The organism is Kordiimonas sediminis (genome assembly GCF_014656395.1).
In the GTDB taxonomy this organism is placed as follows: Bacteria; Pseudomonadota; Alphaproteobacteria; order Sphingomonadales; family Kordiimonadaceae; genus Kordiimonas_A; species Kordiimonas_A sediminis.
This window is the reverse complement of sequence record NZ_BNCI01000001.1, coordinates 1,248,927-1,272,663: the sequence shown is the minus strand read 5'-3', so window position 1 is coordinate 1,272,663 and position 23,737 is coordinate 1,248,927. Positions and strand designations below refer to the sequence as shown.

The following is a 23,737-nucleotide window of genomic DNA, read 5'->3' as shown; positions in this document are numbered from 1 at the left end:
CGAAGAATCAATGAATAAACATCTTTATATACAATGTTCGTTTCCTTATAAGGATAAGAATACGAATTATTTTTTGAGAGTTTTTATGCAGGTAACAAAACTGGCCATTCCCGGAGCCTATGTGTTCGAACCCAAACGCTTTGGGGATGATCGTGGTTTTTTCTCAGAGACCTATAATCAAAAGGTTTTTGACGAGCTTCTGCCTGACACCAATTTTGTGCAGGATAATCACTCCTTGTCACGGGATGTTGGCGTTCTACGCGGGCTACATTTCCAAACACCACCCTTTGATCAGGGCAAGCTGGTCCGTGTCACACGCGGCAAAGTCTTGGATGTTATTGTAGACATTCGCGTTGGGTCACCGACATACGGACAGCATGTAGCCGTAGAATTAAGTGCAGATAATTGGAAACAGCTCTGGGCACCACCCGGCATGGCCCACGGATTTTGCACGCTCGAACCCGATACAGAATTTCTCTATAAAGTAACCAATTTTTATGCCCCCGACCATGATGCGGGCATCGCCTATGATGACCCGGATTTAGACATTGACTGGCCGGTTACGCCTGACACCGTCATTCAGTCGGAAAAAGATAAACAACTCCCAAAGTTGAAAGATTTCAACTCTCCCTTTCAATTCAAGGAAGAATAGGCAATAGTGCGGCAATCCAGCGAACAGCCGCAAACAGACACAGTGAATGGCAAACGACCGCAAGAAGGACACAGGTATGAAAATCATAGTAACCGGCGGCGCAGGTTTTATCGGATCCGCAGTGTGCAGGCACTTGGTCAAAGACCTTGGACACATGGCAATTAATGTCGATAAATTGACTTATGCCGGCAATCTTGCCTCGCTGAAAGAAATTGAAGATTCTGAACTATATCACTTTGAGAAAGTCGATATCTGTGACCGTGCTGCACTAGACGCCCTGTTTACCAAATACCAGCCGGACGCGGTGATGCACCTGGCAGCAGAAAGCCATGTTGACCGGTCGATCACCGGGGCTGGCGACTTTATCAAAACCAACATTGTTGGCACGTTTGAACTGCTGGAAGCAGCTCGCGGATACTGGCAGTCACTGTCAGAGGCGGGCAAGCAGGCTTTTCGTTTCCTGCATGTCTCTACCGACGAAGTGTACGGATCGCTGGGGGACACGGGACTGTTTATGGAAACAACCCCGTATGACCCAAGCTCGCCTTACTCTGCCTCCAAGGCATCAGCGGATCATCTGGCGAATGCCTGGCATGAAACCTATGGCTTTCCTGTAGTTATTTCCAATTGTTCCAATAACTACGGCCCGTATCATTTCCCTGAAAAACTGATTCCGCTCGTGATTTTAAATGCACTCGATGGGCAGCCGCTGCCAATTTACGGGGATGGTTCCAATGTCCGCGACTGGCTGTATGTAGAAGATCACGCCAAGGCGCTTTTCACCATCCTGACAACAGGACGTCTGGGCGAAAAATATAATGTGGGCGGCCGGAACGAACGGACGAATCTGCAGGTGGTCAAAGGTATTTGCAAAATACTGGATGCACGCCGCCCCAAAGAGACGGGCAAATATGAAGATCAGATCACCTATGTGACCGACAGGCCCGGCCACGACGCCCGATATGCAATCGACGCAACCAAGCTAGAAACCGAACTGGGCTGGCGGGCAGAAGAAAACTTTGAAACCGGCATTGAAAAGACTGTAGACTGGTATCTGGAAAATGACTGGTGGTGGGAGCCGCTGCGCACGCACGCGAAAGAACGTCTGGGGTTATTAAAAAAATAACATGAAACTTTTTGTTGCAGGAAAATCTGGACAGGTAGCTCTGTCTCTGGCTGATGTAGCTAACGAGTTCGAAGCAGATATTCTGTTTGCGGGTCGACCTGACTATGACCTGACGAACGAAGATGCTGTCCGGCAGGCGATCGACAGTTTTGAACCGGATGCGATCCTGAATGCCGCCGCCTATACAGCTGTTGATGCCGCCGAGACAGACGAAAAAACTGCATTTGCAATTAATGCTGACGGGGCCGCACTTTTGGCGCGTGCAGCAGCAGACCACAAGATCCCTTTTCTGCATTTGTCTACCGACTATGTATTCGACGGCACCAAAAACGGAGCCTATTCAGAAGAAGACCAGCCGGCCCCCACAGGGGTTTACGGCAAAAGCAAGTTGGCTGGTGAACGGCTGATACAGGACATCAATCCTGATGCGCTTATTTTTCGGACTGCCTGGGTGTATAGTCCCCATGGTAAAAATTTCCTGAAAACCATGCTGACACTGGCCGAAAGCCGGACCGAACTGGGTGTTGTGGGCGATCAGGTAGGCAATCCAACATATGCGCCTGACATAGCCTGCGCCTTGCTTACTGCCCTTTATCATATGTGGGAAGTACCGCGCGCGTCTGGCTATGGCGGCATCTACCATATGGCAGGCATGGGCGCTGCATCCTGGTTTGACTTCGCCACCGCAATTTTTGAAGAAGCAAACACATACGGCCATCCGTGCCCGACAGTCAGCAGCATTACTACCGACGACTATCCGACACCGGCAAAGCGTCCAGCCAATTCAACGCTGAACTGCGGGAAGCTGGACGATAACTTCTGCATTCAATTACCCTACTGGCGGGACAGCATGAAAAGCTGTATCAAGAAACTGCTCGAAAAAAACTAAACTAGGACGGGAGAGGTCACATGAAAGGCATAATTCTGGCTGGCGGTCTGGGCACACGCCTGTATCCAATTACCAAGTCTATCAGCAAGCAACTGTTGCCAGTGTATGACAAGCCAATGATCTATTACCCGTTAACGACCCTGATGCTGGCCGGCATCCGGGAAATCCTGATCATCAGCTCACCCCAGCACCTGCCCCTGTACCGTGACCTTCTTGGCGATGGAAGCCAGTGGGGCATCCGGTTGGAATATGCAGAGCAGCCCCGCCCCGAAGGACTGGCGCAGGCCTTCCTGATCGGCGAAGACTTTATTGACGGCGAAGGGTGCGCGCTTGCACTGGGTGACAATATTTTCTACGCCGCTGGTTTTACTCAGTATCTGCGGCAGGCCGGGCAGGTTAAAGACGGCGCCTATGTCTTTGCTTACCCCGTAGGTGATCCAACGGCTTTTGGTGTTGTTGAAATGGGCAAAAACGGGCAGGCAATTTCAATTGAGGAAAAACCCGAAAACCCCAAAAGCAATCTGGCTGTAACAGGTTTATATTTTTACGATAATTCTGTGGTTGATATCGCCAAAGGCGTAAAACCATCTGCCCGCGGCGAGTTGGAGATCACTGCCGTAAACGACGTATATCTGAAACAAGGCACCCTGAATGTGGTGAAACTGCAGCGCGGTACCGCGTGGCTTGATACCGGCACGGTAGACAGCCTGTTGCAGGCCAGTCACTTTGTCCAGACGATCGAAGCGCGTCAGGGCCTAAAGATTGCCTGCCCGGAAGAGGTTGCATGGCGGCAACGTTTTATTGACGATGCCCAGCTTGCAGAGATTGCGTCGGACTATAAAAACAGCTACGGCGACTATCTAAAAGGCATCCTGAAATACGGTGTTGACGGCGGCTTCTAAAGACGCCTCAAATCCCCATGGCTTATTTTTGGAAAAAACAGGAGACAAGGCTCTCCCCGGAAGACGCCGAGGGATTACTGATTTCCGTACTGGGCCGCGAACCTGTCCACAGCGGCGAGGTGGAAATGCTGACCGGGCAAACGCTGGAAGCTGCTGCAAGACGGCTATTCCGCTGGCAAGGGTTCCAGATCAATCAGTATCAGCGCGTTCTATATGGCCAACTGCCACAAACCTGTGACCTTGACCCAGCCCTCTTACCAGGGTGCAGTAACTTTCTAACCCGGCATGGCGGCAAACATACCCCCGGCGGTAACTGGCTCGCGTATCTGATTGCTTTTTACAAAGTGCGAGCGGTCAAAAAAGCCCTCACAAAAATACTATCCCCAAAAGGTGCAAAATCTTTCACCCGGGGGCTTCATGCACTTGCCAAGTCACCACCAGAACCCTCCATTCCTGGCGAGGTGGAAATACGCCAAACCGGGCAGATAGCTGGCTGGATATTGCCTGAGGCACCGAATGTTCCGCGAAATCTGAAGATCCTAGTGAATGACCGGTTGCGCGCTACCGCTACTGCTAACCTGCTTCGCCGGGACATTACCGGCGTGCCAGATACAATGACCAATTGCGGCTTTGACCTTGCACTGAAAGCTATCCCTGAAGACCTGACCGAAAAACCGCTGGTACTGATCATTCGTGACGGCAATACGGATAAGCTTTTATTCGCCCCTATGGAAATCCAGCCGTCCGGCATCAATGCTCTGTCTGATCTGAAAGACATCAGACACCAGATTAAAGAAGTTCAAGCCTTTGGAACCTCTAGCGTCGCACAGGCGGACAAGCTGGGTCACTTGCTGGTCAGGGAAAAAAGCCTAGTATCGCTTAGTAACTACCCTCTGTGTGATTATGATGTTTTTGTAAAGAACACAGAACCAAGTACGCCGTCACAACCAATCACACAGATTACTGTCATTGAACTGGACGGCCCATACCCAACGAAGGATATGATCGCAGAAGCGGACGCCGCTGATCGTCCCTACCTCCTGTTTCTACCACAGAATGATAGGGTATCGGACGCCTCCCTTGCACGACTTGATATAGCAGCTAAAACGGGTGCGGCTCCCTTGATCTATAGTGATCATGATTACTATGACCAAGAGACGGATAACTATAGCTGCCCGCATTTAAAAGCGGGCTTTGACTATGACCTGATGCTGCAAACGGCCTACATCGGGCCCAGCTTTATTATCGACCGCGTTCTTTTCCTTGAACTGGGGGGCTTTGCACCCACTGCGCAGTCCGCCGTTTTCCATGACCTTGCCCTACGTGCCTATGAACGTCTTGGCAAAAACGGCTTCCAACATGTCGGGACCTGTCTGTGGCACAGAAATACCACTGGAGATCAAGAAGTCCAGTTAGCTGATCTGCAGCGTACAACGGCCGCACATTTTGGACGGATGCAGCTACAGGCGACCGTCGAAATACCCTCCCCGGAAAAACAGGCTACCTTTGCACCGCATCTTAAAATCAATTGGGCGGCGCAGCACCCACTCCAACAGTCTACACCCGACCAGCAGCCCAGAATGGCCATCATCATACCAACACGGGACCGTACGGACCTCCTGCGGGCATGTGTGACAAGCCTTGAACACACCCTTGCCCTGCGGGATAAAACAGAAATCCTTATTATTGACAATGACAGTATCGAGGAAGAAACCCATACCCTGTTTGCCGAGTATGAAAAGGCCGGCACTGCGCGGGTGATCTCCTACAAAGGAGATTTTAACTGGTCAGCGCAAAATAATCTGGCTGCGTCACAGACAGATGCAGAACTGTTGGTCTTTCTGAATAATGACGCAACGGCGAATGATTATGGCTGGGACCTGACGGTTAGGGCCCTTCTTGACCGTTCTGATATTGGCCTTGTCGGCCCGCGCCTTCTGTTTGAAGATGGCACCCTGCAACAAGGCGGGCTTATCTTTTATGATACCGCTGATGGCCGCATTGAGGGACTGGGCGAGCCAGCATCATTCCATGGGTATCTGGACAGACGAGACAGGGACCATGCATGTGCCGCCCTTATTGGCGCTTTCATGGCTATGCGTCATGATACATTTACCGCTGCAAAGGGCTTCAATGCGGATGACCTGTCCGTTACCTATAATGATTATGATATGTGCTTCCGTATTCGGGAACAGGGTCTGACCTGTCTTTACACGCCGCAATTCAGTTTTACCCATTTAGGGTGGGAAACCCGCGGCAATGAAGATCTGGTAGCACCTGATCAAATCAAACGCGCCAAACGCGAATATGACAACATGAAAACCATCTGGGGGCACCTTGACCCCATCGATCCCTACTATCCACCTGCGTTTGCACGAAATGGTAGACCATTTAGCCGTCTTGATAGCCTCTTTCGGCTGGAGGGTCAGAGATAAACGAAATACCAAGGCAATTGTCATCACCCCGGTTGCAAGATGGCCGGAATTCCTTTATTCGCAATAAGACACAAGGTAACAGAACGCAAAATATTATGGCACTCTCCGGCATCACTTCCATTCCAAAAAAAGGGATAAAGTCCCGCGAGATCAAACGCCTGATCAAATCCGGCCTGTTTATGCCGGACTGGTATCTGAAAACCTATCCAGATGTTGCGCTTTTGCAAGAAGATCCTTACGAGCATTATTTCAACACAGGGGTCGACCTGGGATATAAACCCAATCCCTATTTCGACGAAAAATGGTACCGAAAAAAAGCCAAGCTTAAAACATATTCCGGATTGGCGATAAACCATTATGCCCGCAAAGGATGGACCAAAGGCCTTAATCCTTCCCCTGACTTTTCTGTCAGACTGTATCTTGACAGTTACAAGGAAGTGAAGGATTCCGGCGCGGAACCACTGCGCCATTTTCTGCAGTATGGCCAACACCAAAAATATGTCGCCTTCCCAAGCAAGTTTGAAGGCAAGCATCAGCTGCCATTAGTTCGCGCCGTGCAGGAAATGGTACAAAAAAACATCTTCGATGCACCGTGGTACAGCGCAACTCAGTCCGGTGAGCCAGGCACATTCAGCCAGTGCATCAACCATTTCCTGGCACATGGCCGCAAAGAACGCCTTAGCCCAAACCCATTCTTTGACACCGCCTTTTACCAGCGCAGTCACTGGCGGGAAATTGGTCCCAAAGAATTACCCGTCATACACTATATGCACAAAGGCTACCGTCTAGGGTACGATCCCGCGCCCAAATTCCCGAGCGAAACCTATATGGCATGTTTCCCGGATGTGGACTGGGCGGTTGAAGACCCGCTGTCCCATTTCATCGCCTTGCAAAAACCGGACAGTGTTAGCACACCTGATGATCTCATCGCACACATGTGCGCTGACAAAAAAGATACTGCCGCAGTTGCTCAAACCAAAAAACTGCCGGTAGATTCCTCCTTGCGCCAGATGATGCGTTTCCCGGAACGCCCTCTTAGTACCGACAGAAAAACTATCAATCCCGCACGGTTAGATATTCACTGGATCATGCCTGACTTTTCCGAAGGGTCCGGCGGGCACATGACCATCTTTCGGATGATCAGCCGCCTTGAAATGAAAGGCCACCAGCAAACGGTTTGGATAAACAAGCCTGTCAGCCACCGAACACCTGCGGCTGCGTTTGAGACCATCAACAAGCATTTTCAGCATTTCACCGGCACCGTGAAATTTGTCGATGACAGTTTCCCCGACACTGCCGGTGATGCCATCATAGCAACAGACTGTTGGTCTGTTTACCCGGCGCTGGGGGCACCAAACTTCGTTCGCCGTTTTTATTTCGTGCAGGACTTCGAACCTGGCTTCTTTCCGATTGGGTCCCATTATCTGGCGGCAGAGCAAACCTACAAAAAGGGACTGGACTGTATCTGTGCCGGACCATGGCTTGCCAAACTTATGTCAGAGAAATATGGCCTTTGGGCACGACATTTCAATCTGGCAGCTGACCAATCGCTGTATCGCCCATTAGGGCCCGCCCCGCGGGATGATCTCAGTGATAGACCCGCACGAATTGCCGTATATGCACGTCATTTCACAGCACGCCGGGCCGTTGAACTGGCATTCCTTGCACTTGAAGACCTTGCGGCCAGGAATGTGCGCTTTACCGTCGATTTTTTCGGCGCCCCTATGGAGTTTGCCGAAGCACCGTTCCCATATACCGATCACGGTGTAGCCAGCCCGGAAGCTCTGGCAAGTCTGTTTCAGCAAGCTGATATCGGACTTGTTTTCTCGGCGACAAACTATTCCCTTGTTCCGCAGGAAATGATGGCAAGTGGCCTGCCTCTTGTTGAACTGAAAGGTGATAACACAGAAAGCATCTTCCCCGACGATACAGTCACATTGGCTGACCCGAACCCTCATGCGATTGCAGATGCTTTATCACATTTGATAGATACCCCTGACCGCCGGGGCATACAGCGGAAAGCCGGCCTGGAATGGATACGGCAATTTACGTGGGATACGGCCGCGGACAAAGTGGAAGATGCACTGGTGTCGCGCCTGCAGGAATTTGCAGACACCGAAACTATCAAGCTCGCTCAAACAGATAGCAAACCAACCGCATCCGTCGTTATCCCGACTTTCAATGCCGGCCCGAGATTCCGGACTGTGCTCGAAAGCGTAACGAACCAGATTGCGCCGTGGCCCTATGAAGTCTTGATAATCGACAGTGGTTCCACAGATGAAACACTGGAAATCATTGCAGATTTCCCGACAATTCGCTTACACCAAATCCCCTCTGCGACGTTCAATCATGGCGGCACCCGTAATTTGGGTGTTGAGCTGACATCCGGGGATTTCATTGCGTTTCTGACCCATGATGCACAACCGGCAAATGAACGCTGGCTCTATAATCTGGTCAGCGCTCTCGCACACCACGAAACCGCTGCCGGAGCCTTTGGCAACCATCTTCCGTGGCCAGAAGCCAGTGCCTTCACCAAGCGAGACTTGTTGGGGCACTTTAAAGGCCTGAAAGAACATCCACTGCTTCTGAGCAAAGATACAAATGAGAAGCGCTACAATGCTGCTGACCCAGGCTGGCGACAATTACTACATTTCTATAGTGACAATAATAGCTGCATGCGGCGCAGTGTTTGGAACGAAATACCGTACCGGTCGATCAAATACGGAGAAGATCAGGTTTGGGCAGACGATATTATCAAGGCAGGACATGGTAAACTGTATGTACCACAGGCGACTGTCTATCACTCCCACGATTATAATGCAGACGAAACCTATGAACGTAGCCGCACGGAAGCTGCCTTCTTCCGCCATTTCTTTGGGTACATTCTGGTCGAAGATGAAGAAAAAGCGGCAAAAGCACTGACTGCACTGAATGAACGCGATCAGGCCTATGGGCAGTCTGTGAACATGCCTCAGGAGGATATTGAAAAACAGCTGGCACTGAATGCCGCGCATATCCAAGGCTATTTGGCAGGCAGTACAGACGATATCACAGGAATGTTTGAGTAGTTCCTTCAGAACCCATAATGTTCAGGCTAGATGTTTTCCGACAGTTCCGCGATCACGTCATCTGTATAACGTCTGAACCATTCGTCATTAACAGCGTTAGACAATTTCACCAGTTTGCGCTGTTTCAACTCTGTCGGAAGGGTCACATCAACAGCGGCTGCTATCTCACGTACTTTTTCTTCCCAAGTGTCCACATACTGTTCATAGTCAACCATAATCGGCTTGATATCCCAGTCACGGAAAAAGCGTTGCCACACTAACTCTTCTTTTTGGATTTGCTTCATCGCCCCGCGGATCGCATTCTGACGATAATCGGCATTCTGATTATACTTCTGGCTATAGCCTTTCAGAACTTTCCCAGCGAAATGTTCATCATTCTTGTCACCAACAGCATGGTTCACCCCTGTCTGGCGTGCCATAACCCGTGAAATTGCTTGCCTGATAGTATCACGGCGACGAATCCAGACAAAGGTTGCATCCTTAAACGCCGATGAAACATACGGAAAGACCTTGTCAGATATATCAGGCACATCATCTCTAACCGGCATCGGGGACAAGGCCAGACATTTCTCGATCACAGGTAATTGCCGCGCCATCACCTTGACAGAGAATACACCATTGTCTGTTGCATCACGCTCCTGAATACGCTGAAGACGCTCCGAAAAATCCACGCCTTCCCGCGAAGGCGACCACGGGATAAAGGCTTCTTGCGGCATACCAAGCAGTTCCGTATTACGCAGATCCTCCACCACGATGGTAGAGCCACACCGCTGGGTCGCACACAAGATTATCTGGCGAGGGGCCTTCATCAGTTCTCACTTTCTTTTTAAATGCATCCAGAATTTAAGTTGCAGTGCCAACGGGCTGATTAAGACAAGCCTGCAGCATTAATGTTTCAGTTTCCGACTGAGCGTTTCTTCAAGGACCGCACGGTCAAACGATTCACCTAAAAAGTCGAACAAGCCCTGTAACTGGTCCAGATCAGCCGTATAATCCTCATATTTGATCATGTAGCATGTGTCAGGATGCTTTTCTGCATAGTCTTTGAAACGGCGATCGGCGTTCTCAACCTGTTTTTGTACGCGCTCTTTCTTCTGATCCGCCCACCAGCCGGATTTGGAAACATCCTGCCAGTCACGGGTGTTAAAAATGAACTTCGCCGGCTTGAAATGTTTGGCCATGAAATCCAGCAGGCCAAACAATTCATCCCCCATAACTTCCGGGTAGCGAATTTCCTTAAAGCCGATCACGCGTGCGTCTTCCGGTGGCATCAAGACATGTTCGACAAAGACATCACATAAAGCCGATGCATACGCCTCTTCATCGAATTTATCAGCACCGAACCATGGGCCAAAGGTTGGAATTTCACGGTACCCATGTTTTTCTTTGGCTTCGCCCAGCCGCTTGCTACTGCGGAACAAAGGGATCAAGGCATTATTATTTTCACCGCGGATGAAATATCCATCAATGGACTGCAAAACCGTTTGCAGCAACGTTGATCCTGAACGTCCATATGTAACAATGAATACAAACCCACCTTCAGGCTGCCATTTTTTCATTATCTCTACCTTTGCTTTGCTAGCAGTATCTGTGGATGTCCTAGCATATTGAGCTATGAAATTTGTCAAAAAATTGTTGCCGGGACATGATTTTCCCCGGCGGCACCCCTTCGGCTGTAAGATGGCTTATGAAGCCCCTGTCATGGCAGACAATGGTGTCTATCGCATGTTCATAAGCCAATATCTTTGGCAGGGACGCTGTGACTTTCGCCTGGTCAAGGTAGGAACCATCAAGAAACAGAACTCCCTTCACCCCATAATGTCTGGCTTCCCCCAATTGTCCTAAATGCTCGCCGGGGCCAAGAATGATCAGAATATCTGAATAACGCGCTGCAATGGATGCGCTTTCCTTCTCATGCAGCGGAAATTTATTTTCAATTCGGGACCCTAGGTACAGTAAATACTCACCTTCCGCCTTATCAGTTGGGAACGGCAGAATATCCGTATTTTGTATCTTCTCGAAATGACCAACAAGCCTATTCAGTGTTGCCGGCCGGTCAAATTCAATAGCTACTTGAAGGTCAGACTGCGGGAAAAGAGCCTCTTGAATCCTGACAGCATCACTGGCTATCACACTGACACCGTTCGCCATATCCAGGAAATTTTCACTAACCACAATGCTGAGACGCTGTCTGTTTACAGATGTTGCAAGCGGATACGGCTGACGCCCTTCCTCGCTACAAAAAGGCTCCAGTAGCTTTTCGCATACACCTTGTTTGGCCGGCCCTGCAAACCGACGGGCAAAATGCCGGATAGGCTGACGAATAGCCCCAATATCTGCCCGAAGGTCATGGAAACTGGATAACAAAGCAGTCCCATCATCAGAAAGCGTGGCAATATCCGGCAGTGCCTTGGGCAATATATAGGCACTCTGCATCATATCTGTAGTTTTCTTATAGCGTTCCACCTTGTCGGACTTACTAAGAACAGCGGCGGACGTTGCGGCTAAAAATACGATATCCTGATTAAGCTTCTCCCGCGGATGCGTCACCTTGGACATGCCAGTGCCCGGAACAACTGAACAGGCGCGGACATCCAGTTTTTCCTCGGATAGATTCCAGAAGATCCACCGGAGATAAGACATCTCCTTCTGCAAGGCTTGCCGCATTGCCGAGGTCAGAAAAATAACCTGATCCGGAATAAAATACTCCCTTGGGCAGCGTTCATAATTACGCAGCAGATCAAGAAAGTCATCGCGCCAGAGTTTTTTACCCTCGACCAATGGGTCGCCTGTTAGTTCCACCACACCTGTATCAATTTCGACAATGGCAAAAGCAGGAGCATCCAAATGTGCCTGATGGGATATAAACCGCGGGTTAAACAAGGCTTTGTGCTTGCTATACATGGTCGCCAGCAGGGCATCTTCGCCCCGCCTTGCATCTGACAGCATGCTTTCAGGACGTCTGCGGTACATAAAACCCGGATCTTTCACCCGTGTTCCCACAAAGCCCGCTGCGATTGCCGATAACCAGAAATCCCAGTCTTCAAACCCGAATTTCATGTCTTCGTCAAACAACACGCCCTGGCGGAGCATATCTGCACGCACCATCGATCCTGCTTCGGAAATATTACCAACCATATGCCGCAGGACAGAATACTGCGGTGAAGTCTCCCGAATGTCATATCCGGCATCGGTTCTGTTCAGTCCAAAAAATGTGATATCCGGATATGCCCAACCAACGGCCGGATCATCCCCAAGCGCCCGCCTATAACTTGCCAGTGCATACGGCTTGATCCGGTTATCAGCATCCAGGAAAAAAATGGCATCCATGTCTGGAAAATGGTCCAGAAGAAATTTAATCCCTGTATTCCGGGCACCGGGCAACCGCGTATTTTCCTGCCTGATATAATGCAGTGTTCCTGGATAGCGGGGCATCAGATTGCGGACAACATCAGCAGTTTCTTTAAATCTGCATCCATCGTCCACCACAACCACCTTCACAGGCTGGTCAATCTCCTGCGTGCAGGCACTGATAATTGCCTCGGCCAAAAACTTTGGATGACCGTACCCGGGGATCACAATACCAAGGGGCAATTTGGAGGAACCTTCTGTCATTGGACCAGCCCCTATTCCCCTGCAGTCATCTGTGACTTGTCCAGAACCATTTGCAGGCCGTACCAGCGACACCAGCCAAAAGATGTGTCTCCTTTGGTGTTTACAACGGCCAGTACAACATGTCCTGTTCGCACTAGCGGCTTGTCTAGTGTCAAAGACAGTTCTTTGTCGACCGCTGCGGGGATTTCTTCAATGACCCAGCTGGCGCTGTCTGTTTCCCCACAATTTTCCGCTGCATCCCCAAAGGCGATCTGCCGGACAAGTTCACCAACGTCTGCAGTAGTATCTTTTACCACCATCACCATATAATGTGACGCGGGCGCAGCGGGATGTGCGGTCCTCGCACTCGCTGATACTTTGGTTGTTCCACCCGGAACACAGTAAGGAATAAACGCAGCACTTATGTCATTCTGAATAGGATGCGTTTGCAGATACCCCAGTTCGTCATTCACCATCACCGGGCTGAAACCCAGCTTGCTGATATAGTTATCCAATTTTTCCCGACCGTATAAGAAGGATATCTGGGAACTTACCTCCGGGAAACGGATGGAAGACACCTGCAAAGAGGGCCGCCCATCTTCATTCAGGCCAGTCATACCGCCAAATAGTCTGAAACTATCATCCTCAACGGGCATGTCCCAAACAAGCTTCTGCCAACGACATCTGCCGTAGTCCATTCCGTCCCCAATCGGGCGAACCATCATCACGGGCACACAGGGCTGTGTTGTTGCACCGCCTGCATTCAGTGTCATCCACAGGGGCGCATCTTTGCTATGAAGCGTGCGGACACAGTAGCGAATACCTGTGGCTGTTATTCCGTCCGTATCCCGAACTGCAAATAATTCAGATTGCCAGTCAGATGGTGCGCCGTTGCGGTACACATCCATTGGTAGAAGCGCAAAAAGATAATCCACAAGCCCGATCTTGGCATGATTGATACTGACTTGCACCGACACCGACTGCGCTCCTATCGGTACACATGTGTCGGTCACAACACCCGTAACACAGCCTTTTACAGCCCGTGTTTCGATCCAGTCGTCCGATACACTAACGGGATCAAATCCAGCTTTTTCTATAAGGGCCGCATGGTCACCAATATCTGAAAAACCAGTGATAGTACCCGCGAGAGAGAAACCTGAGACAGCATGTTGCTCTTTTGGTTGGCCAGCATAGTGTGCCGGGTCAATCAACCCTTTCGCAATTTTAAGAGCAAGCGACCGGGCTGTGCCGTCAACACCGCCAAAACGGTCCGGCAGAATATCACTAAGTGCTACCAGAGGCGCGTCACCATCACTAGTTTGCTCCCACGCAAGGCGCAGTTCAGCATCGCCCAGATAGTCGTCATGGACATAGGGAAAGGTAAAGTCTGTCCAGCCAGCCTTAAGATCACTGAACTCTTTGGCCGTTGTGGCAACCACGGTGCCCGACTGACAGCTGACCAAACTGCACCGCAGCACGCCGCTGGCAGTGACTTTGCGGTCTGCTACATAGAGGGACACAACGGTGATGCCCACGCTGTCCACCGGTAGTATCTGCGAAAGGGCTGAACAGTCCAGGTCCCCGCCGGGTCCCGCTGTGTCGGCACTATGAGGGATCGTAGCAACAATGCGTCTACTATCGCAACCAAGGGCAGCCATCATTCGTCTGGCACGCTCCACCCCCAGAAGCAGGCTTTGCTTGCTTTCCCGCAAGCCGGCAACCTCTTCTTCGCGTGCTGCTAACTGCTGCACAGTATCCTGGTGTACAGCTGTTACAATATTCATGAGTTGGCCCATCACTGCCGCAGCGCCAGGACGGCCTTTGAAAACATGTACCTTTGGCGGCATATGCGGTTTGGTTTTGGCAATCAGACTCCCAAAAGCATCAGCCAGCTTCTGCGATCGCCACCCAAGTAGCACTCCGCGCAGTCCAACTGGCAGCACAGTCAGCTCGATAGCATCGTCTACTGCCTGTTTTGGTGCATCCGTGGTTACGATCACACCCTCCGGTGTGATCAGGAAAATATCAAAAGGTATCGTGCCTGCTTTATCCAGTTGCCGCACAGAGGCTTTATCCCCAACAATAAACCCTGCTGAGGAAAAAAGCGCACTGCTTGCTTGTCTGGATACTCTTACACCTGTCATCAGCCTGAAAGCCTTTCTGGCATAGAGCCTTGTCTATCTCTAACCCTTGAAGGAATTATACAGGAATCTTGTAATCGGACGCGCCAGAATTTCAAGCAGTGTCTGTGGCTCGGTCTTGATATATACCTGTGCAACGTTACCTGGCAGAATCTGCTGATCCTGCTGGTCCGGATCAATTTCAACATGCGCGATATATGTACCCATCGGGAACTGTTCGCTGGTGATAGTTGTCGGCGACAGATAAATAATCTTGCCCGGCACCGGTACCATCGCCCGCTCCCTGTTGGATGGGAAAACCACATCAACCGGCTGACCATTATAAACCTGCTCGATATCCGTTACGTTGACATTCACTTCAAGCGTATAGGTATCCGTGATCGGGAATATTTCAAAGATAGCTTCCCCCGGACGCACCACCTCTCCAATCGACCGTTTAGCAATTCTGAAAACAGTCCCCTTGGACGGTGACCGGATTTCCAACCGGTCCACAATATCTTCCATGCGTTCCACGCGCTGCGACAATTCATTCAGCTCTTTTTGCAGCTGAACAATTGCTGTGTTCGCATCCCGCAGGTAATCTGCAATGATCTGTTCCTGCTGGTTCTGGTAGCTGATGATTTCATCCTCAGCCCGCTTGATCTCCAGCTTTCTGGTTGCCACCTGTGCCTGTGCCTGCGCGGCTTGGCGCTGGGTCTGGAAATAGACCGGCTGTGCCAGGTCCCCCTGTTCATATAGCTGCTTGCGGCCCTCTAGCTCCTTGGCAAAAAGCTCAGCTGCCTTCAAGTCAGAGATCAGAACTTCGCGCTGTCCTTCAGCACGACCAGCGGCTGCATTCTCTCTGTTCTTGGAAATCGTCAACTGCGACTGCAACACACGGCGAGATGCCTCAAACTCGGCGATCTGACTTGCCTGCGCTTCATGTAGGCGCGGATCATCTGCAACTTCTGCATCATAGGATGCAGGCAAGGTCACAGTCTCAGCCATGGCTATTTCAGCACGGTACCGTGCCAGCTCTGTCCGAAGGATGGCGCGGCGCAATTTATTTGCCCGTAATTGGGGGCCATACTGCGTATCCTGCAGCCGTGCGAGTACCTTATCTTCGGTAACAGTTTCACCTTCGCGAACATTTATTTCCTCAATGATACCACCCTCCAGATGCTGGATAATGATATTTCTGTCCTTGGCGATGATCTGGCCACTGGCGATCACGGCCCCGCCAAGTTCAGCAAATGCCGCCCAAAGCCCGCCAAAGACAAAAATGCTGAGGAACGCGATAAAAGCAACGCGCCGGTGGCCCGTGCTGCTATCGGTCATATTCTGGTTCCAGTGTTGCAGATCTTTGCGGTCAAAACCGTCCCGCAGCACCAAACTGGTACCTGTTTGTGGCTGTGCTACAGCCTCATTTTTCTGTTTTTCAGGTGTATCGGTCATGATCCGGCTCCCTCATCTGTAGATGATGGTGTATCAGCCTCTTTTTTAGCTGTGGCGGGTTTGGCCGCTTTCTTTGACGCAGATGCAGACGGCGCAGCCTTTGCCGTGCCCGCCTTCGTCGCAGGCTTACCCTGCGCACCAGTCGCCGGTTTTGGTGAAGCCGCCGCATTGGGTTTAATTTTCCCGTCCGGACCAGCAACGCTAACCGTTTTATTCATTACATCTTCTTTGGGACCATAATCACGGATCTGGCCTGCTTCCATTACCATGACCTTGTTCATAAACGGCATTGGCGCAGGTCGGTGTGTAACCAGAATAACTGTCATACCCAGCTTACCCGCACGCATCAGGGACTGGTGGAACATTTTCTCGCCTTCGGTGTCAAGCGAGGCATTCGGCTCATCAAGGATCAGGACCTTGGGGCGGCCATAATAGGCGCGTGCAAGGCAAATCAAAGCAGCCTGGCCACCAGACGGCCAGAAGCCTTCCCGCGATATTTCCGTATCGTAGCCCTTGGGCAGCGAAACAATAAACTCATGCACCCCTGCAATCTTCGCCGCATCAATCGCAAGTGCAGGATCATCATTGCGAAGACGCGCAATATTTTCGCGGATTGTCCCGTTAAAGAAACTCAGCTCTTGCGGCATGTAGCCCATATAAAGGCCCCGCATCACCGGGTCCCAGGACATTAGCGCCTGACCATCCAGCGTTACTTTGCCGGCACTTGGCGGCAGATACCCACACAGAATACGGGCCAGCGTAGACTTACCGGCACCAGACGGGCCGATGATAGCCACCCGGTCCCCGGCTTCGATAGTCGCAGAAACACCGCGAATAATTGGCGGCGTCCCTGGCTGCGGCGTATAGATAATCCGTTCGAGCACCATACGTCCTTTTGGAGCCGGTAGCGGCGTGCGGTTATCAGGCAGTGATAGTTCTTCAAGACGGGCTTCCAAACGTTTCAGCGCATTTTGGCCCTGACGCAGTTGGCGCCATCCGCCAAGCAAGGCATCCATCGGTGCAAGCGCACGCGAGCCGATGATAGATGTCGCAAAGATAATACCGGGCGTTGCCAGATCAGCCAGAACAAGTGCAGCACCAGCCGCAATCAGTGCAATCTGAATAACCTGACGCACCGTTTTTGAGGTAGCTGCATACGACTGGGTCGTCGTGTGGCTTTCACTGAATTCCTGCAGCAAACGACCATGTTTCTGCCCCCAGCGGTCAACCACCTCGCGGTACATACCGTTGGCACGCACTACTTCGTGGTTCTTCAGGATATTTTCCAACGTCTTGTTGGCATCCGTCGCTGCTTCGCCCATTGACTGGATAATAGGGGCTGTTTTCTTGTTTGTGTAGAGTGTCAGGGAGAACAGAACGATTGCTGCGATCACCAGCAAGAACCCAAGTACGGGATGCACAAGGAAAACGATGATGGTAAACAGCGGCATCATCGGCAGATCAAAGATTGCTGCGAACACCGGTGATGTCAGTGTTTGCCTGACAGTGACCACATCCTGAATTGTTGTAAGACGGGCATCAGATTCGCGGTGCAATTCTGCGGCCAGCAGTTCGCCCATCAATTCACTTTCTGCCTTTGCAGCACCGCGGGCAAGGATCGCATGACGCACGGCTTCAAAAATGCCGTATCCCCCAAGGATCACAAGCGCAATGATCAGCATAGCGACGAGCGTTTCAACACTTCTGGACATCAAAACCCGGTCATACACCTGGAACAAAAAAGCAGGCATAGCCAGCATGCTGAAACTTGCAGCAAGGCTATAAAGTGCAACTTTTTTTAGGGAGGCCGTAAACTCGGCTTTGATGCGCTTGTAGTCTTCTATCAAATACATAAATATTCCTATCCGGCCCACCTGCGAACAATACCCCCAATGTACAGGCTGGCAACAGAATTCCCCAAAATTCTATACAGGCAATAGGCTTTAGCATAGCTGAACCCCGCCTGTCACCTTTTGATATTGGCGAAGGTGAATTGTATAGCAGTACACAGCCACTTCACTGTGACGTTCTACCGTACATGCTGGAATGTTCCGTGTCAGACCAAAGAAAAAGGAGGGCAAAAGCCCTCCTTCCCAATTCTTTGATGATATGTCTGGCTTAGAAGCCGAACATGTCCGCAGTAAGATCGTCTGCAGAAAAGTTGTTGATGACCAGTACATCGTTACCACCAAGAGAGATCGTAAGATCACCCGTGTTGGAAGTAATCGAGTTCAAGACATCTTCAAGTGTGTTGAACGTCTTAGTAGCACCAGACAGATCAATCATATCACCTTCTGCTTTGTCGAAGTCGAGGATCACATCACGATCACCGCCAGCAGTCATCACGAAGGTATCAGCACCAAGGCCACCATGAAGTGAGTCATCACCAGCACCGCCGTCGATTGTGTCATCGCCGTCTTGACCGAAGATACTGTCAGCACCGGCGCCGCCATCGATTAGGTCGTTACCAGTACCGCCCTCGATAGAGTCGTCACCTGCACCACCGTCTACGACGTCATTATTCGCGCCAGCAAGGATCCAATCGTCACCGTCACCGCCGTCGATTGTATCGTTACCAGCATCGCCGTCGATGCTATCATCGCCATCACCGCCATCAATAACATCATTACCATTACCGCCGGAGATATCTTCTTCGCCGTCGCCGCCGTCGATAGTATCATCACCATCTTCACCGTTGATAGTATCGTTTTGAATGCCGCCGATTAGATAATCATCGCCAGTACCACCGTCGATAAGATCGTTACCAGCACCACCATCAACCATGTCGTTACCAGCATCACCGTCGAGATTATCATCGCCGTCGCCACCATAGACATCATCGTCACCGTCGCCGCCGTTTACGAAGTCGTCACCGGCACCACCGTATGCTTCATCGTCATCGTCACCGCCGTTGACACTGTCATCGCCGTCACCGCCGAATACACGGTCATCACCAGCATCACCATAGACTTCGTCATTGTCAGAACCACCGAAGATCTGGTCATCACCGGCACCGCCACTCAGGGTATCTTCGTTACCACCAGCAACAGTGTCAGCGTCCATACCACCGTAGATGCGGTCGTCACCAGACTGACCATAGATAGTATCCTGACCGTCGCCGCCGCCGAGCTTGTCGTTGCCGCCAGCACCGTAGACAGCATCATTACCAAGACCAGCCCAAGCCTGATCAGGAGATTCGCCAGGCGTGTCATTTGCTTCAGTAAGACCGTCAAAAACGCCATCCGTATCGCCGTCTACCCAGTGACCAGTAACCAGAATATCGTCACCTTCACCACCGTTCAGCTTGTCAGAACCGGCACGCGCATCAGTTGAGCTATCACCGCCATCACCTGGAAGAACAGCAGCTGGCAGATCATCACCACCGACAGAGTCTTCAAAGATAGGAGCATCAGAACCACCACCGATCAGGAGGTCATTACCAGCACCACCGTTCAGTGTATCGCGACCTTCGCCACCACGAACAGTATCGTTACCAGTATCGTCTGCACCAGCGAAGACTTTATCGTCGCCTTCACCACCAGTGATCAAATCAGCACCGTCACCACCGTTCAGCTTGTCATTACCAGCCTTACCTTCGATAACGTCGTCGCCGTCGTTACCTTCGATACGGTCGTTAATGTCGTCAGAACCATAAAGTGTTTCAGCAGAGGCATCACCGATAACCTTATGCTCACCAGTGAATGAATAGAGAAGCTGGTCGGCATCTTGTTCCTGGAAAGAGACAACCGCAGTTTTGCTAAGAACGCCGTCAGTTACAGTTACTTCAAGAGTGTCACCGTCAGCCGCAGCCGTCTGAACAAACTCAAGACCTGCAACCCAAGAAACCGTACCTACAGAAGCGTCAACTACAGTAAGGACAGAACCACTCTCAAACGTGACAACATAATCGTCGTCAACGAGATATGAACCATCATCTTCTGCTGCAACTGCTTCACCGTCACCATCAACAACGCTTGCGATTGGGCTATCTTCTGTTGCACAGATTTTTGTTAAGCCGTAATCAGTAGCAGCAGCGTCAGCAAGAACCTGATCGCCATCGAAAGTGAACAGCTCATCATTCAGATCGAACGCGAAAGAACGGAGCGTATCACCAACGTTTGCACCAACAACGTTTTGCTCACCACCAGAATCATAACCACCATCATCACCGACGAAAGCATTGCCAGTGAAGTTCAACTGGTCGCTACCATCAAGCATCAGCGTAACGTTATCAAACTGCAGTGCTTCAACGTTAGTTACGGTATCTGTACCAGTACCAGTAAACGTCAAAGTCCAAACACCACCAACCTGAGCAATGTTACCAGTGTCAGCAGCACCTGCTACTGAATCTTCAACAACGAATGTATCGATAGTTTCGTCAGCATCGCCAGCAACGCTGTCGTCTGCACCAACACCACCGTCTACAGTGTCATCACCAGCACCGCCGAAGATCGCGTCAGCACCAGTACCGCCGAGAATGTCATCACCACCAGCGCCTGCTTCGATATGGTCATCGCCAGCAGCACCGTCGAGCGTGTTGGTACCAGCAGCATCATCACCACCACCGATCGTGTCGTCGCCTTCACCACCGTAGATGTCATCATCGCCGTCATTCTGAGTACCGGTTGACTCACCGCCCCAAAGGACTTCGCCGCCCTGACCGCCAGAGATTACATCACTGCCAGCACCGCCGTCGATATCATCATCACCCAGATCCGAACTGGTCAACGTCTCATCTGCATTAGTGCCGACCGTTTCGTAATCATAATCTTCAAAATCAAATCTGGAAAAACCAGAATCATTTGTCGTAGTTGCCATAGTTTCCTCCTGAAAAAGCAACATGCTTTTCTAAATTTCCGAGGCGCGACCAAAGGTTATGAGCCCTCGAACCCCTCGCAACCGGGCATACACCCAGTCATGTAAAGCGCATATTTATATGATGCACCTCGTTTGTCAACGCATGAAACACTAAAAAAGTGACATGCACCCACATATTCCTAAGAAAACACACGGAAATCCAAAAAACATCCCCAGTTATGCATAATTCTTAATCCTATCCCGTTAATCTACTACGGGATGTGACCCGTTTGCCACACTTTCGATCAATTGTCTATATTTTGGCAGTAGATTTTTCACATCATAGCGATCCAGGATCGTTTGACGGGCATTTTTGCGAATCTCTCTATAGTCTTCTTTATTATCAAGAATATGGCCGATTTTCTTGGCGATTGCCTTTGGCTCCCAAAACGGGACCAGAACACCGTTCTTGCCGTCTTCGATAACTTCGCGCACCGGATCGGTGTCTGAACCGACAATCAAAGCCCCCGTAGCCATGGTTTCCATCATCGACCAGGACAGCACAAAGGGCGCCGTAAGATAGATATGCGCAGACGTGATCTGGGTAGCATCCCTGAGGACCGATAGCGGTTGCCGCCCCATGAAATGCAGACGCGACATATCAAATTTGAAAGTATCGAGCGCCCACTGTTTCCATGTTTTGCCGTCTGAGCGTTTTTTACCGTAAGAAACTTTATCTTCGCCGATGACAACAACCTGCAGCGCCGGGTATTTCTTCTGCAGGATTGACACAGTTTCCATAAATTGCGGGAAGCCGCGATATTCTTCCATCCCGCGAGCGATGTAGGTAATCACCTGGTCCTTTGCGGTCAGGACCGTATCACCAATGGTCAGGGTTGCTTCCTCGTTCGGGGTGAAAAATTCTGTATCGACCCCGTCATGCAGCACAGAAATCCGGTCTTTGAAAATGTCCGGGAACTGACTGTGCTGGAATCTGGTTGGGCACTGCCCCCAGTCCATTGCAGCAAGATCATGTAAGATCGCCGTATTTTTTAACCTGATCCGCATTTCTGCGTTTGGGTCATTGCGTTTACGGCTGATCCATTCACCGTCCGAATCATGCGCATGGTAATACCACTCATAGTAAGTAAGGATCTTTGCATTCGGGAAAGCATCCCGCAAAAACATCGAAGATCCCCAGCCCGTATGGTTCAGGATAATATCCGGGCTTGGCAGCTTCTTTTTCACCTTTAGAAGTGATTGATACAGTGCCTGCCCCTGAATAACCGCTGTTTCTGTGTAGACCAGACCGGGGTGAATACCCTTTGTGGGGCTGCGGTGCGGCTTGAACCGGACGGAAGGCAGGTTAAAGCTTTGCTTGTTTGTTTCAAGCGTGACTGCTGCCATCTCATATTTGCCGGTTCTATGTAGATACGGCACAATACGCCGATATTGCCCTGGAAAATTATTGTGGACAAAAAGAGCCTTCATAAATCAATCCCACCATGTTACGCGCTGTTATCCTGCAACCGCTGTTAGCCTACTTTCACCCGGCAATCAACATAGGAACACCCGCTTATGTCCCGATATCAGAAGACAATAGCGGGATTTCAGTGTAACAAACCGTCATAACAGACAGATTAAACGACAGGGTCAGGACCAGATGACACATATACTCGTAACCGGCGGTGCAGGATTTATCGGCAGCCATGCGTGTACTGCGCTCCGCGATGCCGGATATACCCCGGTTCTGTTTGATAATCTTTCCAATGGCCACAAGGACGGTATGGAGGATTTTATCCTGATCGAAGGCAATACCCGCGATGCAGCAGCGCTTGACGACGCCTTTAGCCGTTTTGACATCAGCGCCGTGATGCACTTCGCAGCCTTTATCGAGGCTGGGGAAAGCGTGAAGGACCCCCTGACGTTCTACGACAATAATGTGGGCGGCACAGTAAGCCTGTTGCAGGCGATGAAAAAACACGGCGTACGTGACATGGTTTTTTCCAGCACTGCGGCCGTGTACGGGGAGCCGGCTGGTACTGAGCCGCTCGTGGAATCACTCCCAAAGGCACCGATTAATCCGTACGGGCAAAGCAAGCTGGCTGCAGAGCACATACTGCAGGACTGCGCCGCTGCATACGGTTTGCGGGCGATTGCGCTGCGCTACTTCAATGCGGCAGGCTCGCACCCCGCTGGTCACATCGGGGAACGGCACGATCCGGAAACGCATCTGATTCCCCTTGTTATTCAGGCGGCCATCGGCATGCGCTCTGACATTAAGATTTTTGGTACAGACTACCCTACCCGGGACGGCAGCTGTATCCGGGATTATATCCATGTATGTGATCTGGCTGAGGCGCATGTTTGTGCGCTCGAATACCTCAGAAAACTGGATGGGCCTGCAGGAACTGGTTTTTTTGACGCCTTTAACCTTGGCACCAAAACCGGCTATTCCGTGCGGGAAGTGATTGACGCGGTGCGTGCTGTCTCTGGGGCATCCTTTACTGTGACAGAAGCAGAACGCCGGGCAGGCGATCCGTCTACACTGGTTGCTGATCCCACCCGCGCGCAATCAATTCTGGGCTGGCAGGCTTTCAGATCAGACCTTGCGACCATCGCGGCAGATGCCTGGGCCTACCTTGCTCCTTACTATCAAAGCAAAATGGCTGAAAAAGCCGGTGCAGGGCACAGATAGG

The 23,737-nt window shown here is 50.9% G+C and carries 15 protein-coding genes; 7 read left to right on the top strand and 8 right to left on the bottom strand.

Translation table 11 applies throughout. From position 1 onward, the window contains the following. Window positions 1-85: 85 nt before the first annotated feature. The 6 genes from rfbC to IE181_RS05670 all read left to right on the top strand — a co-directional run bounded on the left by rfbC (window position 86) and on the right by IE181_RS05670 (window position 9,072). Complete coding sequence (gene rfbC / locus IE181_RS05695; protein ID WP_191250700.1) at window positions 86-652, top strand: dTDP-4-dehydrorhamnose 3,5-epimerase; 567 nt, start codon at window positions 86-88, stop codon at window positions 650-652. A gap of 76 nt (window positions 653-728) precedes the next feature. Beyond that, window positions 729-1,778 carry a dTDP-glucose 4,6-dehydratase gene (gene rfbB, locus IE181_RS05690; RefSeq protein ID WP_191250698.1) on the top strand — a complete coding sequence of 350 codons (1,050 nt, stop codon included), beginning with the start codon at window positions 729-731 and terminating at the stop codon, window positions 1,776-1,778. Between the two features lies 1 nt (window position 1,779). Next, window positions 1,780-2,667, top strand: coding sequence for a dTDP-4-dehydrorhamnose reductase (gene rfbD, locus IE181_RS05685; RefSeq protein ID WP_191250696.1), 888 nt, complete (start codon window positions 1,780-1,782; stop codon window positions 2,665-2,667). A 20-nt stretch (window positions 2,668-2,687) separates the two neighbouring features. Further along, window positions 2,688-3,569 (top strand): glucose-1-phosphate thymidylyltransferase RfbA, encoded by an 882-nt coding sequence (rfbA, locus tag IE181_RS05680; RefSeq protein WP_191250695.1) that lies wholly within the window; start codon window positions 2,688-2,690, stop codon window positions 3,567-3,569. Between the two features lie 17 nt (window positions 3,570-3,586). Continuing rightward, a complete protein-coding gene (locus IE181_RS05675) occupies window positions 3,587-6,004 on the top strand; it encodes a glycosyltransferase (RefSeq protein WP_191250693.1) in 2,418 nt (805 codons plus the stop codon). A gap of 95 nt (window positions 6,005-6,099) precedes the next feature. Continuing rightward, window positions 6,100-9,072 carry a rhamnosyltransferase WsaF family glycosyltransferase gene (locus IE181_RS05670; RefSeq protein WP_191250691.1) on the top strand — a complete coding sequence of 991 codons (2,973 nt, stop codon included), beginning with the start codon at window positions 6,100-6,102 and terminating at the stop codon, window positions 9,070-9,072. A gap of 26 nt (window positions 9,073-9,098) precedes the next feature. Here IE181_RS05670 and IE181_RS05665 read toward each other — a convergent pair whose 3' ends face one another. The 8 genes from IE181_RS05665 to IE181_RS05630 all read right to left on the bottom strand — a co-directional run bounded on the left by IE181_RS05665 (window position 9,099) and on the right by IE181_RS05630 (window position 22,529). After that, window positions 9,099-9,881 (bottom strand): Stf0 family sulfotransferase, encoded by a 783-nt coding sequence (locus IE181_RS05665; protein WP_191250689.1) that lies wholly within the window; start codon window positions 9,879-9,881, stop codon window positions 9,099-9,101. A gap of 78 nt (window positions 9,882-9,959) precedes the next feature. After that, window positions 9,960-10,631, bottom strand: a complete 672-nt coding sequence (locus tag IE181_RS05660; protein WP_191250686.1) for a sulfotransferase — start codon at window positions 10,629-10,631, stop codon at window positions 9,960-9,962. A gap of 40 nt (window positions 10,632-10,671) precedes the next feature. Beyond that, window positions 10,672-12,687: a glycosyltransferase family 2 protein gene (locus tag IE181_RS05655; protein WP_191250684.1), complete on the bottom strand. Its 2,016-nt coding sequence runs from the start codon at window positions 12,685-12,687 to the stop codon at window positions 10,672-10,674. 11 nt (window positions 12,688-12,698) lie between these two features. Continuing rightward, window positions 12,699-14,810 carry a DUF6212 domain-containing protein gene (locus IE181_RS05650; protein ID WP_191250682.1) on the bottom strand — a complete coding sequence of 704 codons (2,112 nt, stop codon included), beginning with the start codon at window positions 14,808-14,810 and terminating at the stop codon, window positions 12,699-12,701. A gap of 39 nt (window positions 14,811-14,849) precedes the next feature. Then, window positions 14,850-16,241, bottom strand: coding sequence for an HlyD family type I secretion periplasmic adaptor subunit (locus IE181_RS05645; protein WP_191250680.1), 1,392 nt, complete (start codon window positions 16,239-16,241; stop codon window positions 14,850-14,852). Then, window positions 16,238-18,094 (bottom strand): type I secretion system permease/ATPase, encoded by a 1,857-nt coding sequence (locus IE181_RS05640; RefSeq protein ID WP_191250678.1) that lies wholly within the window; start codon window positions 18,092-18,094, stop codon window positions 16,238-16,240. Before IE181_RS05640 ends, IE181_RS05645 begins: the two co-directional genes overlap by 4 nt. Window positions 18,095-18,359: 265 nt before the next feature. Continuing rightward, window positions 18,360-21,059, bottom strand: a complete 2,700-nt coding sequence (locus IE181_RS05635; RefSeq protein WP_191250676.1) for a calcium-binding protein — start codon at window positions 21,057-21,059, stop codon at window positions 18,360-18,362. 243 nt (window positions 21,060-21,302) lie between these two features. Then, on the bottom strand, window positions 21,303-22,529 hold the full coding sequence (locus tag IE181_RS05630) for a glycosyltransferase (protein WP_191250674.1): 1,227 nt from the start codon (window positions 22,527-22,529) through the stop codon (window positions 21,303-21,305). Between the two features lie 172 nt (window positions 22,530-22,701). Between IE181_RS05630 and galE the strand changes: the two genes are divergently transcribed. Further along, window positions 22,702-23,736 carry a UDP-glucose 4-epimerase GalE gene (gene galE, locus IE181_RS05625; RefSeq protein WP_191250672.1) on the top strand — a complete coding sequence of 345 codons (1,035 nt, stop codon included), beginning with the start codon at window positions 22,702-22,704 and terminating at the stop codon, window positions 23,734-23,736. Window position 23,737 lies beyond the last annotated feature (1 nt).